Origin of the sequence: Caballeronia sordidicola (assembly GCF_002220365.1) — a bacterium.
Taxonomy (GTDB): domain Bacteria; phylum Pseudomonadota; class Gammaproteobacteria; order Burkholderiales; family Burkholderiaceae; genus Caballeronia; species Caballeronia sordidicola_C.
In genome coordinates this window covers 38,657-54,397 of sequence record NZ_MTHB01000246.1, presented here as the reverse complement: position 1 = coordinate 54,397, position 15,741 = coordinate 38,657, and the positions used below count along the sequence as shown (strand labels likewise).

12 protein-coding genes and 3 pseudogenes are annotated in these 15,741 nt (G+C 60.5%); 10 read left to right on the top strand and 5 right to left on the bottom strand.

The window, feature by feature from the left end; translation table 11 throughout:
- Nucleotides 1-13 precede the first annotated feature (13 nt).
- Both BSU04_RS34075 and BSU04_RS34070 read left to right on the top strand, forming a co-directional pair.
- The gene (locus tag BSU04_RS34075; protein WP_089164662.1) at nt 14-2,587 is read left to right on the top strand and encodes a circularly permuted type 2 ATP-grasp protein; all 2,574 of its coding nucleotides are present in this window, start codon (nt 14-16) and stop codon (nt 2,585-2,587) included.
- Nucleotides 2,584-3,501 (top strand): transglutaminase family protein, encoded by a 918-nt coding sequence (locus BSU04_RS34070; protein ID WP_089164661.1) that lies wholly within the window; start codon nt 2,584-2,586, stop codon nt 3,499-3,501. The genes BSU04_RS34075 and BSU04_RS34070 overlap by 4 nt, the downstream gene beginning before the upstream one ends.
- 120 nt (nt 3,502-3,621) lie before the next feature.
- Here BSU04_RS34070 and BSU04_RS34065 read toward each other — a convergent pair whose 3' ends face one another.
- Nucleotides 3,622-4,236: a glutathione S-transferase gene (locus BSU04_RS34065; RefSeq protein WP_089164660.1), complete on the bottom strand. Its 615-nt coding sequence runs from the start codon at nt 4,234-4,236 to the stop codon at nt 3,622-3,624.
- 157 nt (nt 4,237-4,393) lie between these two features.
- On the opposite strand from BSU04_RS34065, the gene BSU04_RS34060 reads away from it, so the two are divergent.
- A complete protein-coding gene (locus tag BSU04_RS34060; RefSeq protein ID WP_089164659.1) occupies nt 4,394-5,287 on the top strand; it encodes a LysR substrate-binding domain-containing protein in 894 nt (297 codons plus the stop codon).
- A gap of 63 nt (nt 5,288-5,350) precedes the next feature.
- On the top strand, nt 5,351-5,974 hold the full coding sequence (locus tag BSU04_RS34055; protein ID WP_089164658.1) for a trimeric intracellular cation channel family protein: 624 nt from the start codon (nt 5,351-5,353) through the stop codon (nt 5,972-5,974).
- A gap of 21 nt (nt 5,975-5,995) precedes the next feature.
- Here the strand turns inward: BSU04_RS34055 and BSU04_RS34050 are convergent, their stop codons facing one another.
- Entirely contained in the window at nt 5,996-6,901 is a 906-nt protein-coding gene (locus BSU04_RS34050) for a LysR family transcriptional regulator (RefSeq protein WP_089164657.1), read from the bottom strand.
- 324 nt (nt 6,902-7,225) lie between these two features.
- Here BSU04_RS34050 and BSU04_RS34045 point away from each other — a divergent pair, with 324 nt between their 5' ends.
- Entirely contained in the window at nt 7,226-8,770 is a 1,545-nt protein-coding gene (locus BSU04_RS34045) for an MFS transporter (protein ID WP_089164656.1), read from the top strand.
- Between the two features lie 72 nt (nt 8,771-8,842).
- Here BSU04_RS34045 and BSU04_RS34040 read toward each other — a convergent pair.
- A pseudogene (locus tag BSU04_RS34040) lies at nt 8,843-9,176 on the bottom strand (efflux RND transporter permease subunit); the annotation flags it as partial.
- 117 nt (nt 9,177-9,293) lie between these two features.
- On the opposite strand from BSU04_RS34040, the gene BSU04_RS34035 reads away from it, so the two are divergent.
- The 5 genes and pseudogenes from BSU04_RS34035 to BSU04_RS34015 all read left to right on the top strand — a co-directional run.
- Nucleotides 9,294-9,512 (top strand): hypothetical protein, encoded by a 219-nt coding sequence (locus BSU04_RS34035; RefSeq protein WP_089164655.1) that lies wholly within the window; start codon nt 9,294-9,296, stop codon nt 9,510-9,512.
- A gap of 331 nt (nt 9,513-9,843) precedes the next feature.
- Nucleotides 9,844-10,833: a MurR/RpiR family transcriptional regulator gene (locus BSU04_RS34030; protein WP_089164654.1), complete on the top strand. Its 990-nt coding sequence runs from the start codon at nt 9,844-9,846 to the stop codon at nt 10,831-10,833.
- On the top strand, nt 10,830-11,825 hold the full coding sequence (locus BSU04_RS34025) for an isoaspartyl peptidase/L-asparaginase family protein (RefSeq protein ID WP_089164653.1): 996 nt from the start codon (nt 10,830-10,832) through the stop codon (nt 11,823-11,825). The genes BSU04_RS34030 and BSU04_RS34025 overlap by 4 nt, the downstream gene beginning before the upstream one ends.
- An 81-nt stretch (nt 11,826-11,906) precedes the next feature.
- Nucleotides 11,907-13,163, top strand: a pseudogene (locus BSU04_RS48640) (ATP-binding cassette domain-containing protein); the annotation flags it as partial.
- A pseudogene (locus BSU04_RS34015) lies at nt 13,162-13,944 on the top strand (M55 family metallopeptidase); the annotation flags it as partial. The pseudogenes BSU04_RS48640 and BSU04_RS34015, both read left to right, overlap by 2 nt.
- Before the next feature lie 95 nt (nt 13,945-14,039).
- On the opposite strand, the gene BSU04_RS34010 reads toward BSU04_RS34015, so the two are convergent.
- Nucleotides 14,040-14,948: a PhzF family phenazine biosynthesis protein gene (locus BSU04_RS34010; protein ID WP_089164652.1), complete on the bottom strand. Its 909-nt coding sequence runs from the start codon at nt 14,946-14,948 to the stop codon at nt 14,040-14,042.
- A 123-nt stretch (nt 14,949-15,071) separates the two neighbouring features.
- Nucleotides 15,072-15,716, bottom strand: coding sequence for an ankyrin repeat domain-containing protein (locus BSU04_RS34005; RefSeq protein WP_179258534.1), 645 nt, complete (start codon nt 15,714-15,716; stop codon nt 15,072-15,074).
- Between the last annotated feature and the right edge of the window lie 25 nt (nt 15,717-15,741).

The following is a 15,741-nucleotide window of genomic DNA, read 5'->3' as shown; positions in this document are numbered from 1 at the left end:
ATAACTGCTCAATTTGGCCTTCCAATCCACGCTTCCGTTTGAAGCAATCACGAACCGCGCGAGTGTGTCGTCACACCTTCGCGCGGTACCGGCCCGGGAGGGTCATTGGGACGAACTGCGCGACGCGTCGGGCCAGTTGCGCGCTTCCTGGCAGCAGTTCTTCGACTTGCTTGGTGATGACGGCATCGCCAACCTCGACCGGGCGACCGCCTCCATCGCGCAGCAGGTCCGCGATAACGACATCAGTTACAACGTCTACGCGGACAAGGGCGAGCCTCGTCCGTGGTCGCTGGACCTGCTGCCGTTTCTGATCGATGAAGGCGAGTGGTCGGTGATCGAGCGCGCGGTGACGCAGCGCGCGAAGTTGCTCAATGCCATCGTCGCCGATATCTACGGGCCGCAGACGCTGCTGCATGACGGCCTGCTGCCTCCCGCGCTGGTGTTCGGACACCCAGGGTACCTGCGCTCGGTGAAGGGCTTCATGCCTCCCGGCGCGCAGTATCTGCAGCTTGTTGCCGTGGACCTGACGCGTGCTCCCAACGGCACATGGACCGTGATGGCGCATCGGACTGAAGCGCCGTCCGGACTCGGCTATGCGCTCGAAAACCGCCTCATCGTCTCCGACGTATTCACCGAGCCGTTCCGTTCGATGAAGGTCCAGAGGCTCGCCCCGTTCTACTCGCAACTGATCGCCGCGCTGGTCCAGGGCGGCCGGGCGATGATGTCGGGCGAAGGTTCGCCGCACATCGCGCTGCTGACGCCCGGGCCTTTCAGCGAAACCTTCTTCGAGCATGCGTTCCTGGCTCGCTACCTCGGCGTCACGCTGGTCGAAGGCAAGGACCTGACAGTGCGCGACGACATGCTGTTCCTGAAGACATTCGCCGGTCTGGAACGGGTTCACGTACTGATGCGCCGCCTGGACGACGCGTTCTGCGATCCGGTCGAATTGCGCGCCGACTCCACCATCGGCGTGCCGGGCCTGTTGCAGGTGATGCGGGCCGGCAACGTGATGGTGTCCAACGTGCCGGGCTCGGGTTTTGTCGAATCGCCGGCCCTGCATGGTTTCCTGCCGGCCATCTCGCGGGCGCTGCTGAACGAGCCTCTGGAACTCGCCAGCGTGCCGACCTGGTGGTGCGGTGAAGAAGCGGCGCGTGAAGCGGTGCTGGCCCGTCTGGACAAGGCTTTTGTGATTCCTACCTGGCCGGGTTTGCCGCTCAACGGCGGCGGCCCGCGCGGTTTCGGCGACGGCCTGCAACCCCTCGCCGGCTGGCGCGCGCGGATCGACGCGATGCCGGACGCGTTCACCATCCAGAACCTGTTCCCGAGTTCACACGCGCCGCGTTATGAAGACAACACGCTGACGGGACGGCCGTCGGTGTTGCGTGTTTATGCGATCGCGAATATTGATGGCGGCTGGTCCGTGATGCCGGGCGGATTCACGCGGCTTGGGGCGGAGCGCCAACCGTCGGTATCGATGCAATACGGCAGCAGCAGCGTCGACACCTGGGTGCTGTCGAGCAAGCCGGGTTCGAGCTTCTCGCTGCTCCCCACGCCGATCAAACCGGCTGACCTTGCGCGCAAGCATCGGACGGTATCGAGTCGCGCTGCAGAAAACCTCTTCTGGGCCGGACGATACGGAGAACGCGCCGAGAACAACGTGCGGCTGCTGCGTGTGATCCTCTCGTCTATCGACAGCAACGACTCCGAGGGCATGCTGGAGACCCTGGTGGACCTCGCGTGGCAGAGCGGCCTTCTGCCGCCGGGCACGCCGATCCAGGGGCACACGGCGCGCGGGCTCGAACGTTTGCTGATCGCCAATATTGGCGAGAACGGCACGGCGGCAAGTATTGGCCAGAACCTGGCGAGCCAGGTGCGCGCGAGCAGCGAGATTCGCGGACGTCTTTCGACCGATCACTGGCGCACGATCCTGGCCGCGCGAAACGATTTCCGCGACGCCATCCAGCAGTTCAAGCCGGGACCGGGCGTGGAACGTTATGACCGCGTGAAACTTACGCGAACGCTTGAAACACTGTCAACGCAACTGCTCGCGATCAGCGGCGCGCAGGGCGACCGCATGACGCGCGACGAAGCGTGGAAGCTGGTGTTCGCGGGACGGCACATCGAACGGGTATGGACGATGACCACCTTCCTGCGCGTAGCCGCGGAGCATGGCCAGATGACGACGCCGGCCGGATTCGACCTGCTGCTGCAATTGTTCGACAGTACGCTCACGTATCGATCGCTTTATCCGGGGCGTTTCGAAGTGCCCGCGCTGATCGACCTGCTGGTGGTCGAGCCGACCAACCCGCGCGGCCTGTACGGCGTGTACTCGCGCTTATGCACGAAGCTCAATGAGATTTCGATTGCGGCAGGCAATACGAACCACGGCGCGTTCAGCGACGCAACGCTGTTGCTGAAGTCGCTGCGGGGACTCGAGCAACTGTGCACGACCGACGAGGAAGGCAACTATGGCGAACTCATCCAGGCCTGCGAGACACTTGGCGATCACGTGAGCGCCGCTGCGCATGAAATCAGCGCACGTTACTTCAGCCACGCGAATACGCAGGCATTGCAGGTGTCGTCGTGAAGATTCCGAAAACCGTGTTGTGGGTGTCGCACCGGACGACCTACCGCTATTCAACGTACGTGGAAACGGCTCAGCATCTCGCGACCATCCGGCCGCAAAACTGCGCGTGGCAGCGGGTGATCTCACACACCGAAAGCATTGAGCCGAAGCCGCCGTACATCAATAGTCGCGTTGATACGTTCGGTAACGACGTGCTGTATTTTTCGCTCGAGTCACCACACCGGTCATTGCAGATGGTCAGCGAAACGACCGTTGAACTCACGCCGCGCTGGGCTTCGCTCGATCCAGCGACCACGCCGGCGTGGGACGAAGTCGCGAAGGGTATGCGTTTTAGCGCCAGTGCGCCGTTTCGCTCTGAGACGGAGTTTTGCTTCGCGTCGCCCAATATCAGTCTCGGTCAGGACCTGCGCGACTACGCGCTGGAAAGTTTTCCTGCGGGCACGCCATTGGCAGAGGGGGCGATCGACCTGATGCACCGGATTCATGGCGACTTCAAGTACAAGCCTTTGGCGACGTCGTATGACACGCCTGCCCATCGCGCGTTTGAAATGCGCCGGGGCGTCTGCCAGGATTTTGCGCAGGTGATGATCGGCTGCATGCGCTCGCTCGGGTTGCCGGCCCGGTACGTCAGCGGATATTTGCGCAATGACCCCGCGCCGGGGCAGGAGAAGTTGATCGGCGCGGATGCGTCGCATGCGTGGGTGTCGGTGTTTTGTCCCGGCAGCGGATGGATCGATCTTGATCCGACGAACGATGTGCTCGCCGACCTGGAGCACGTGACGCTTGCCACGGGGCGGGACTATAGCGATGTGTCGCTGCTGCGCGGGATGATTCTCGGGGGCGGGTCGCATCGGATCGATGTGGGGGTGACCGTGCTGGCGCTGGACGCTGAGTCTGGCTCCGACGCTGACTAGGCAAGCGTTGCGTGCATGAGCTACCCGGTCGCCGATGACGCCGAGGTGCATAGGTCGTCATCTGCAACCGGCGCCAAGCTGGTTATCGTGGACTAGACGGCGGCTATCCTTCGACGTCGCTCATTCAGGCGGCGTGCTTTCGAAAGCAGGCTGTTGCTCGGCGAAAGCCGAGAACGATTGCAGGTTGGGATACTCCGCGGCGACAACAATTTTCGGCACCATCATCTGGGTGAATCTCCAGGCGACCGCGACGGTCACGCCTGCCTGTCCAAGCCGTCCCGCGTCCAGGGGCAAAGTAGCCAACCCCACTTCAGCTTCGAGTTCCGCGTACGCCGCGAGCAACTGAACACTGACGCGATCGATCCACGGCTCGTGCTGTTTTTCGACGGGACGCAAGTTGCGTTCATAGACAATCTGGACCGTCTTGTCACACGCTGCCAACGCGAGTCCAGTGAGCCTCGTTGCGCGCAAACGATCGTCCGCGCGATCTGGTATCGAAGTGACCGCTGACCCAGCGATGGCCGTCACATAGTCCAGGATGAGTGTTGAATCCATCAGGCTTTGACCGTCGTCGAGGATCAAGGTCGGTGCCTTCACGACCGGGTTGAGCTTGCGGAATTCCTCGAAGTCCCTGAATACAGAAACCGGCCGATGCCCGAAATCAAGCTTAAGCAGCTTGAGGCAAATTGCCACCCGGCGGACATAAGGCGAGTCCAGCATTCCGATCAGTTTCATACGCTTCCCGTTAGAATATCTATCATGTCGCCGTCTTTATGCATATCGCCGAACTCGCTTGCACGAGTGATGTGAGACAGCCAGCCTCATCAGGTTAAACAGTTAGTCGACGCGTGAAAAGCGACATAAACAGACGTCTTCCGTAAGAAAAACTTACATGAACAACATCCCGCCCTTAACCGCGCTCCGGTGTTTCGAAGCGGCTGCCAGGCTCGGCGGCGTCACGCTCGCTGCGCGCGAACTACACGTCACGCACTCGGCGGTCAGTCAGCAGATCAGGATTCTCGAAGACACCATGGGCGTTGCACTCTTCGTGCGTGAAGCGAGAGGATTGCGCCTGACGGAAGAGGGACGTCTCTATGCGCTCGAAATACGCTCGGCGCTTCGCGACATTGCAAACGCGACGCTTCTGGCCCAGACCCGCCCTCAAGAAAGCGAACTGGTCATCGCCACGCTGCCGTCGTTTGCCTTGCATTGGCTGCTGCCTCGCTTATCGAGTTTCCGGGAGCGCCATCCGTATTACCGGGTTCGGCTGCAAACGAGTCTCGAGATACAGGACATGCGGCACGGTCTTGCCGACATCAGCATTCGAATGGGACAAGGGCACTGGCCCGGTCTCGCTCAGAAAGAGTTGTTCAGCGACGAACTGTTGATCGTGGCCGCTCCGCATTTCAACGAAGGTCAGTTTCCTCGCTCCGCTGAGGAGGTCATGGCGTGTCCATTGATCAGAAGCACCGATGCCCCTTGGACCGACTGGTGCCGTGCCGCCAACGTGCGCGAACCCGAGAATGTGAGTGGCCTGTTCGCGAACGATTCGAATATCGTGCTGGGAGCCGTGTTATTGGGGCAGGGCATCGCGCTTGAACGACGCACGCTCGTTGCAGATGCCATCGCTCGCGGCGAGCTCGTTCAGATTACCGATATACACGTGCCATACCCGTATCCGTATTGGCTCGTCTGGCAGCAGCGTGAAGTGCTGAGCGTGAAGCAGACGCATTTCATGGAATGGATCGGCGCCGAGGTGAAGCGTTATCTTGACCGTGCTGCTTGATGGAATGCCGCGTGCTCCCCGATACTCGCGCAATACCAAAAATAGCCATCGCAGACCTGAACGATGAAGAAAATAGAAACGATAGTCCTGGTGGCCGATCTTGCGGGCACGGCCGTGTTTGCCGCCGAGGGCGCGATCTCTGCCATGCAGAGTGGACTTGATCTGCTCGGAGTCATGGTCCTGTCGTTTGTCGTGGCGCTTGGCGGCGGCGTGATTCGCGACCTGCTGATCGGCGCGACGCCTCCCAATGCCGTGCGCGATTGGCGCTACCCGGCGCTTGCGTTCATCACGGGCTTGCTTACCTTCATCTTTCACACCGAGGCCCGCAATCTGTCGGCACCCGTGCTCATGGCACTGGACGCGGCTGGGCTTGCGCTATTCGCCGTGGCGGGCACGCAAAAGGCGCTGAGCTACGGAATCGGACCTTTTATATCGACGCTGATGGGTACGATCACCGGCGTGGGCGGTGGTGTGATACGCGACATCCTGCTTGCCCGCGTGCCCATGGTCCTGGTCGCCGATATCTATGCGAGCGCCGCGTTCGTGGGCGGGGTCGTTCCGGTCGTCAGCCGCCGGTTGGGTCTTTCGCCGATGGCCGCCGCGCTCCTCGGCGCAGCCGCGTGTTTCACCTTGCGCGTGGCGTCTGTCACGTATGGCTGGCAGTTGCCGAAAGTCGCCCACTGGTAAAAGGCGCCAACCTTGGCTGATTCAACCCGCGATCATCCCGGGAATCTCGGCGACCAGGGCGTCAATAGCACGCCGTGTCTTCAAGGGCAGGTAGCGGGTTTGCGGCCACACGGCGTGAATATCCTGCGGCAGCATTCCACAGCTATTCATGACAACCACCAGTTCTCCGGTCTTCTCGTATCGCGACAATAGCCAGCTAGGCAGCCACGCCAACCCGAAGCCTTCGATGGCCGCCGCGGCTATCGCCTGCACATCGTCCAGGCTCACCTGCCGTTGGATGTGCACCTGCCTCACTTGGCCGTCGATATCCCGCACCTGCCAGGGCGACGATGCGCCGGCGCGCGAGTAAGCAATACCCGCGTGTCCGTCCAGCTCTTCGGGTCTTGCAGGCAGCCCGTGCCGTGCAACATACGACGGTGCAGCGCCGATGCTCGAGTACTGCATGCCTAGACGACGCGCCGCGAGGCTCACGCTATCGCGTAACTCGCCGATGCGAATGGCGAGGTCGAAACCTTCTTCCACCAGATCCACCGCGCGATCGCTGAACGAAATATCAATCTGCAATTGCGGATGCCTGGATGCAAGGCGCAACAGGACCGGCGCGACGCAGAGATGGCCGAAGGCGATTGGCACGCTGACGCGCAAGCGGCCGCGCGGTTCGCGCCGGCCGCTTTCCAGATCGGCTTCAGCCGCGTCCAGTTCCGCCAGCGCCCGCACGCAGCGATCGTAGTAAGTCTGCCCGTCTTCGGTCAGGCTCTGGCTCCGTGTGGTGCGATGAAGCAGGCGCACACCGAGACGTGATTCGAGCCGGGCGATCACCTTGCCGACGGCCGAGCGCGTCAGGTTCATGCGCTCGGCGGCCAGCGCGAAACTGCCGGATTCGACCACCTGGACGAAGGTTGTCACGCCGTGGAGCTTGTCGCTCATGCCTGCATCCTATTGGTTCCAGTAAAGATTCATTGATAGGAAATCAATGAATCAATGACGACTTCGATTCCCTCTATATTACCTTTTCACCCGCAGGCGCCGCCTAGCGTTGTACGCCACGCGCATTACTTGTGTTGTCTGCGTCACCTGTATTGCCTGTAGCGAGCGGGTCCCTTCAATCTTCCGGTGTAAATCCAACATGAAGAGATATCGAATCGAATTCAGTGTTCTATCCAGTGTGTATTGCGCGTCAGCGCGTCAATGTTTCACGCCGATATTCGGGAGGCGCGGGTAGCCGGAGCATCTGGCAACCCCGTGATATTCATGACACTTTTCAATCCCGCAAAGAACTCAGTCGCATTAGCTGGCATTTGCCTGGCATCGCTCATGTTCGGCCTGGAAATCTCCAGCGTCCCAGTGATATTGCCAACCCTCGAAAAAGTACTGCAGGGTGATTTCAAGGAAATGCAATGGATCATGAACGCGTACACCATTGCGTGCACGACGGTTTTGATGGCAACCGGAACGCTCGCGGACCGGTTTGGCAGGAAGCGTATCTTTACGATCGCTATTGTCCTGTTCGGAATCACATCACTGATTTGCGGGATGGCACACAGCGTGTCCGTATTAATCGCGAGCCGCTTTCTTCAAGGCATAGCCGGCGGGGCGATGCTGATCTGCCAGGTGGCAGTCCTTTCGCATCAGTTCCAGGAGGGGCAGGCCCGTACCAGAGCCTTTGGCGCCTGGGGGATCATCTTTGGGATTGGCTTGGGTTTTGGGCCGATTGTCGGAGGGGTAATCGTCGCGGTATCGGATTGGCAGTGGGTGTTTCTAATCCACGTTCTGATCGCGATAGTAACGTTGCTTCTTGTTTTTAACGGGGTTCAGGAGTCCAGCGATCCACAGGCAAAAAAGCTGGACCTGCTGGGAATGGTCACGCTTTCGCTGTCGGTTTTCGGCCTGGCATATTTCATTACGCAAGGGTCCGACCTTGGTTTTACCAGTATCACAGGCATCGGCATCATTACCGCAGCGGCGATCAGCTTAATCCTGTTTATATTCGCGGAAAAGATCAATGCTCATCCGATGTTCGATTTTTCCGTGTTCAAAATACGTAATTTTTCGGGTGCGCTTTTTGGATCAATGGGCATGAATTTCAGCTTTTGGCCGTTCATGATTTATCTGCCGATTTATTTTCAAAGCAGTCTGGGCTACAACAGCGTGACTGCCGGATCAGCACTTCTGGCTTATACGCTTCCCACGCTGGTGATCCCGCCGCTGGCCGAACGTCTTTCGCTTCGATATCACCCGGGTGTCGTCATTCCGCTCGGACTGTTCACGATTGGTGCGGGTTTTATCCTGATGCGCGCCGGCAGTGGCGCGGAGCATGCCAGTTGGTTGACCATGCTGCCGGGGTGCCTGTTGGCCGGCATCGGATTGGGACTGACCAATACGCCGGTTACCAACACGACGACCAGTTCGGTTCCGAGCTCGCGCGCAGGCATGGCTTCGGGCATTGACATGAGTGCCAGGCTGATCTCGCTGGCCATCAATATCGCCTTGATGGGGTACATCTTGATGGAAGGGATCTTGTCGTCTTTGAGAAGCACGTTTTCCGGGTCTCTCGATGCCGGACAACTGCGATCCCTGGCGGAGCGAATAGCCGCAGGCGATGTTGTTGCTCTAAAACAGGGGTTTCCGGGATTAGGTTCCCTGGATTCTTCAGGAACCGCCGTTCATGCAGCGCTCGTGCAGGGATTTGGCCTCGTGATGCTGTACGGCTGTATTGGCGCCTGGGTGCTGGCCGTGGCCAGCTTCGTGATGTTCGGTCCGAGGGAACGAGTGCAGCAAACCAGTCCAGTGGTTTGACGGGAGGTTCGTGGTTCTTTGCTGAGGGGTGCCGGATAGAGCGATTGCCTGAATAAACTGCGATCGCCTCATTTCGTGATCCGCCGCCAGGAACATGTACATCGCGGGCACGACGTACAGCATGAACAGCGTGCCAATTGACAGCTCCGTGAAGATCAGGAGTTTCATCGCATTGCGGCCCGCAGCGCCGGCTCCCCGACGCGATCACGAGCGGCAAGACGCCGAGCACCATTGTCGCCGTGGTCACCAGGATGGGACGCAGCCGCACGCCGGCCGCTTTCTCCAGCGCCTCGCGTGATGACCTGCCGGCGCGCTGCAATTCATTCGCGAACTGCACGATCAGGATACTGCGCTTGCTGACGAGCCACATCAACGTGAGAAGCCCAACCTGCGTGTAGATGTTCAGCGGAAACACTAGAATCCACCCGGGAAAATCCTTAGAAATTTGAAGGCGGACCGCTTACTCTTAAGCCTCTGTTTACCTATCATGTATAGGTAAGTGCAGAGGACGTGGGAGGGCATCATGGACGAATTTGTAAACACTGTAATGGACCTTCTTGGCACCGCGTCACGATTAACCTTGCACAGTTCTGCCATCGATTTAATCAACGTACTGGTTGGCCTCGGCGGCTTAGCCCTGGTCGCCATTATCCTGTTAATTAACGAGTCGAAATGGCCCGGTCAAAAGCGCGAACGCGCGGATGATCACCCCCGCCATTGGTGGATGCATCATCGGCACTGAGTAGGCCGCAGTTGCCGTTTCCGGCAGCTGAGGGCGTTCGGAACAATAGTAAGGATACCTATTGTTTGCATCGATAATTTCTATCGCACTAAATGTCTGTTTCCTAGGCATGAAGGTTTTCAACCAACGAAGTAGCGGCGACTCAGCATGCTCCGAATTGCCTAGTTCACGGCTAGCAGAGCCGTATATAGGGGCCTGCATAGGCCGTGTTATCACGCTCCCGGACTCGCTCAGGGGAAACCCTCCGAATGAAAATGAATTTTTTTCCACAAATATTTTGTGTAAATATACTTTCATCGTCACTTCTCAGCCTTTGCGCTGATTCTTCTTCATGGCTGAGCATCCGCCCGCTGCCTCCGGTCAATCGGGACTGAGTATCGCTGCACTTATCGTGGCTGCAATGCCGGGCCTGACGCCCATTCATCGCCGCATGGGGGCCTATGTGCAGGCCAATTTGTTCCGTGCGGCGACCATGCGCATAGATGAACTTGCAGATGCCGTGGGCGCCTCCGTGGCGACCGCAAACCGCTTCGCACGTGCACTCGGCTTCGACGGTTACCCGGCATTTCGCGGCGCGCTGGTACGCGGTTTCGAAGCAACGCTTGCGCCGGTTGAGCGTTTGCGTTCAGCGCAGGAATCGCCCGCGGGCGGTGACGCGTTGCTCGGCGCGTCGCTTGAACAGGCAGAAGTCAATTTACGTTTGACACGCAGTGACATCGATGGCGCCGCAGCGGATGCAGCGGTCGAAGCCATTCTTGCCGCGCGCCGCGTGTTCGTGCTTGGTGCCGGCTCGAGCGCGTTTCTGGCCGGACTGATGGAGCACGGCCTGATGCCCTATCACAACAACGTGCAGTCGCTAGCGTTCGTTGGCGGACCGACGCACGCAGCGCGCCGCCTCTTCAGCGCAGGCGAGGGCGATCTCGTGATCGGCATTGCGTTTCCTCGTTATGTCGACGACACGATCCAGCTCGCGCGCCGTGCCGCGAGCCTGGGGGCCCGCGTCCTCGCCTTGACCGACAGCGTGAACTCACCGCTCGGGCAGTTCGCCGACCTGACGCTGTGCGTGCGCTCAGAAAGGCGGCTCGCGGCAAACTCGGACGCGGCGGTGCTGGCCGTGATCGAAGCAGTCTGCGACGCCGTTGCGTATCGCACCAAACGCTCGGCCAAAGCCGCCGCGGACATGACCGAATTCGTGTTGCCGTGGCTGACCAAGACCCCGTCCGGTGAAAGCAACCCGTCAACCCCGGGTTCGCCGAATCGTCCCGCGAGCAAGGCGCGGGCGTCCAGTACTACACGCAACCACAAAAAGCCGAAACGATGAATCCGACCGCAGTCATTGCCATTCACGGCGGCGCAGGCACGATCCTGCGCACGCTGATGGACCCAAACGCAGAGCAGCGCTACCACGCGAGCCTGACCGACGTTCTGACGGCAGGCCAGAAAGTGCTTGCTACAGGCGGCAGTGCACTCGACGCCGTGAGCGAAGCCGTGCGTCTTCTCGAAGACAACCCGCTGTTCAACGCGGGACGCGGCGCGGTGTTCACTGCCGACGGCACGCATGAACTCGACGCTTCAATCATGGACGGCAGCACGCTCGAAGCCGGTGCGATCTGCTGCGTGACCCGCGTGCGCAATCCAATCCTGGTCGCGCGCCGCGTGCTTGAGGCAAGCGAACATGTGATGTTCACGGGCGCTGGCGCGGAAGCATTTGCCGTGGCACAGGGGTTTGAACCGGTCGACTCTTCGTACTTCCATACTGATGCCCGTCACAAGCAATGGCTGCTTGTACGCGGCCAGCAACGTGTGATGCTCGATCACGACGGCGCGACGTTTTCAGCCCCATCGCCGGGTGGCGATGCAGAAGAGCCCACGCCACACGAACCCATCGACCCGAATCGCAAGTTCGGTACGGTTGGCGCGGTTGCGCTCGATCAACACGGACACGTTGCTGCCGCCACGTCGACAGGCGGTGTGACCAACAAGCAGGCCGGGCGGGTGGGCGATGCCCCGTTGATCGGCGCGGGCTGCTACGCGGACGACGCAACCTGTGCCGTGTCCACCACGGGTTCCGGCGAGATGTTCATGCGGATGGTCGCCGCTTACGACGTTGCTGCGCAAATGGCGTATCGCGGGGTATCGCTGGAAGAAGCTGCGGGCGATGTCGTGATGAACCGCCTGCCGCGCATAAATGGCCGCGGTGGATTGATCGCCGTCGACGCACTCGGCAACGTCACGTTGCCGTTCAACACCGAGGGCATGTACCGCGGCTTTGCGCGGGTAGGCGTTGCACCCGTAACGGCGATCTATCGCTGAGGGTAGTTCATCTGTCTGGCCCCACGCCTGGCACTGCGCGAATCATCGCCCGAGCCGCGTTCATTCCTTGAGGAAAACATCGTGCCGATTTCACTGCACATTGCACGTTCGCGTCTCGACACCTTGCCACCCCAATGCGTGCTCGCCGTTGACGATCTCTCGATCGCGTTTCGCCAGGGCGACAAGGCATTCAACGCAGTGCGCAACCTGTCGCTGACGGTCGATCGTGGCGAAACACTGGCGATCGTCGGTGAGTCCGGGTCGGGCAAGTCGGTGACCTCGCTCGCGCTGATGCGCCTGATCGAGCATGGCGGTGGCCGCATTGCCAGCGGCGCCATTGCGTTCCGGCGGCGTGACGGCCAGGTGCTCGATCTCGCGCGCGCGTCATCCAGCACGATGCGTGCAATCCGCGGCGCCGACATTGCGATGATCTTCCAGGAGCCCATGACATCGCTGAACCCGGTGTTCACCGTGGGCGATCAGATCGGCGAAGCGATCGCGCTGCATCAGCATAAAAGCCGCAGTGCAGCCCGCGCGGAAACTTTGCGTCTGCTTGAACTCGTGCGTATTCCCGAAGCACGCCGGGTGGCGGCCCGATTTCCGCATCAGTTGTCCGGCGGTATGCGCCAGCGCGTGATGATCGCAATGGCGCTGTCATGCAAGCCCGCGCTGCTGATCGCCGATGAACCGACCACCGCGCTCGACGTCACCATCCAGGCGCAGATCCTGCAACTGATCCGCGGCTTGCAGGACGAGATGAACATGGGCGTGATCTTTATCACGCATGACATGGGCGTGGTCGCGGAAGTGGCTGACCGTGTCCTGGTGATGTATCACGGCGAGAAGGTGGAGGAGGGCGCGGCCGGACCCCTGTTCGCGGCGCCCGTGCATCCTTATACGAAGGCGTTGCTGGCCGCTGTTCCGCGTCTTGGCGCGATGTCAGGCACCGACTTGCCGGCCAAGTTTCCGATTCTCACCGTCGAACAGGCCGGCGCCGATGAGACGCTGGTTCCAGCGCCAGCGGTCGCGCACGAAGCGCAGCCGAGTATCGCCGACACCACGCCGCCGATCCTTCGCGTGCGTGATCTGGTCACGCGCTTCCCGGTCAGGACCGGTCTCTTCGGCCGCGTGACGGGCCGCGTGCATGCCGTTGAACGCGTGAGCTTCGACTTGCGTCCCGGCGAAACGCTTGCGCTAGTGGGTGAATCGGGCTGCGGCAAATCCACCACGGGCCGCTCGCTGCTGCGACTCGTTGAAAGCCAGAGCGGTTCGATCGAGTTCGACGGCAACGAGATCAGTTCGCTGAGCGGACCCGCCCTGCAGGCATTGCGCCGCGACCGAGCAAACGCGTGCGGGCAACGTCGAATATGAACGCGCTCGCCGCTGGATGACGCTTGAGGCAAACGCAGCGATACAAGGGGCATTCGCGGGCGGCGCAACCCACGTCTGGGTCAACGATTCGCACGGAGGGTTCCGCAACTTGCTGCCGGATCTTCTCGATGCCCGCGCGCAAGTCGTACTCGGCAAACCGCGCACGCTCGGCATGATGGCAGGACTGGAATACGGAGCCGTGCTTGTATTTATGATCGGCTACCACGCGATGTCGCAGAGCCGCGGCATTCTCGCCCACACCATCAACAGCTTCGCGTTTGCGCGGGTGTTGCTGAACGGCGTGGAGCTCGGTAAAGCGGGGTTGTACGGCGCACTGGCTGCGCAATACGGCGCGCATGTCGTGCTGCTTTCAGGCGACGATGTTTTCGCCGAGGAAACGCGAGCGCAATTTCCCGATGCCAGGTTCGTCGTTACCAAGACCGCGTCCGGTCACGCGAGCGGCGTGACACAGACGCCAGAAAGCGCGTGCACGGCGGTCGAGCGTGCGGCACGTGCGATTGTTGAACGTCACTTGACGGCCGGCACGATCCGGGATTCCGTGCGCGTATCAGCCGCACCGGTTGAATGCGAACTACGTGTGCAGACTACTGCGCTTGCCGATCTGTTTTGTCAGTGGCCGTTGCTTACGCGAGTAGATGGCGTGACGCTGCGCTTTGACGCAACGTCCGTCGAACATGTGGTGCGTATGTTGAACTGCTTGTCGGCGATGTCATTCATGCTGCGCTGAGGCAGCGTAGGCTTGCGCGGCGCATAGAGCATTGCAGAAGCCGGCTACGAAGCTCTATGTATCCGCCTGGCAGGTCGCCGCGCTGCTGCTCACGCTCAGGTCTGGTCAGAAGAAGCGAGCCAAAACGATCCTTCCATCACGCTGACACATTTACCGCCTATGCGGATCCTTGTCTTGCCGTTGTCAGCATCCACGCTGGCGATCAAGACGCTCGGCCGCCCCATGTCTACGCCTTGACCCACGCGCAGCACCAGATCCGACGCCCCCCGGACCTGGGCGACGAGCGCGGCCATAGCGCCGGTTGCGCTGCCCGTCGCCGGGTCTTCTGTCATGCGAGGCGTGAACATGCGGGCTTGCAGATCGCAGTCAGAGTCAACCCTGTCCCGTGTATAGGCGTAGATAGACGTAGCGCCGTCAACGGGCAGCAAGCCTTTGTAAGCGACGAGGTTAGGTGTACATCGGCGCAGTGCGTCTCGGGACGCAAGCTCAACAACGACGAACGGGAGGCCGACCGAGGCGACCTGCGGTGGGTGAGCGTCGACCAGGATATCGGAGCAATCCAGGGAAAGACACTCGGCTACGCGGTCTTGCGGCACTTGCGACAGCCGGGCTAGCGGCTCTGGTGCAATCAGTTCCGCTCCGACCAGCTTCCCGTTTTCTTTCAGTTGGGTGACCGGAACCAGGCCCGCGGCCTCCTCGAACACAAGTTGATCCCGCAGAGGCGCCGGACCCGATGCCGCTCTCGCAGCCAGTACAAACGCGGTACCGATGTTCGGATGTCCGGCGAAAGGAATTTCGCGGCTCGGTGTAAAGATCCTTACCCAGGCCGAGTTGGCAGGATCACGGGGTGGCAATACAAATGTAGTTTCGCTATACCCGAATTCGACTGCGATCGCTTGCATCTGGTTTGTCGACAAACCTTCAGCGTCCAACACGACAGCGACCGGATTACCTTTGAATTTTTCGTCGGTGAATACATCTGCTGTGACATAGCGACGGTTCATGAGTGCCTCCCTGGTTTGATAGTGCTGACCAATGACGAGCCGCCATTATTGCTTCACGGACCGTCAAGGCGCCCTATACAGATAGGTGAGGATGAACCGGCCAGTGCAGCTGTTTCCATGTCATCACGCGCGGCTGGATTGCATACCGTTCTTCAGATGTTCCAGCCGATCAATCATTTCCTTGGGCAAGCGTCTTGCGCGCGCAATGTCCACCGCGTCGCGGCCTGCGCAATCCGCTATTGACGGATCCGCACCCGCTTCGATCAGGAGATCCAGCGTCTTGAGCCGCTTAAGCCGGGCGGCATAGAAGATGGGCGTCTCACCATGTGCCCTGAGATCAAGCTCCGGTTTGGATTTCAAGAGGGCGCGACATAGAAGATCGTCGTCGCGCCATACTGCCGCCCAAAGCGAATAGCTTGCGTTCGCGCCACGCTGCAAAAGGAACCTGACCAGCGGCAGGTTTTCGCCACGGGCGACGGCATACCAAAGCGGCGTTGCCCGGAAATCGCCTTCGTCCTCGTTCATAGGCACTTCACGTTCAAGCTCCGCACCGGCTTCCAGAAGCGTTGTAACGGTCCTGATCCCGTTCGGCTCGGCGAGTTGAGGAGTAGAGGAGGGCTTGACTGCACAAGCTCGATGCAGGGCCGTACGGCCCTGGGGATCGCCTGCCTTGACAAGCTCAGGCGCCGAGGCCAGGTTCGCTGCGACCGAGGCGGCATCCCACAGGGTGGCCGCGGCAAAAAGTGATGTTCTGGAAGGCTTGGCCATCTTCGAATCTTGCATTGGACTACCG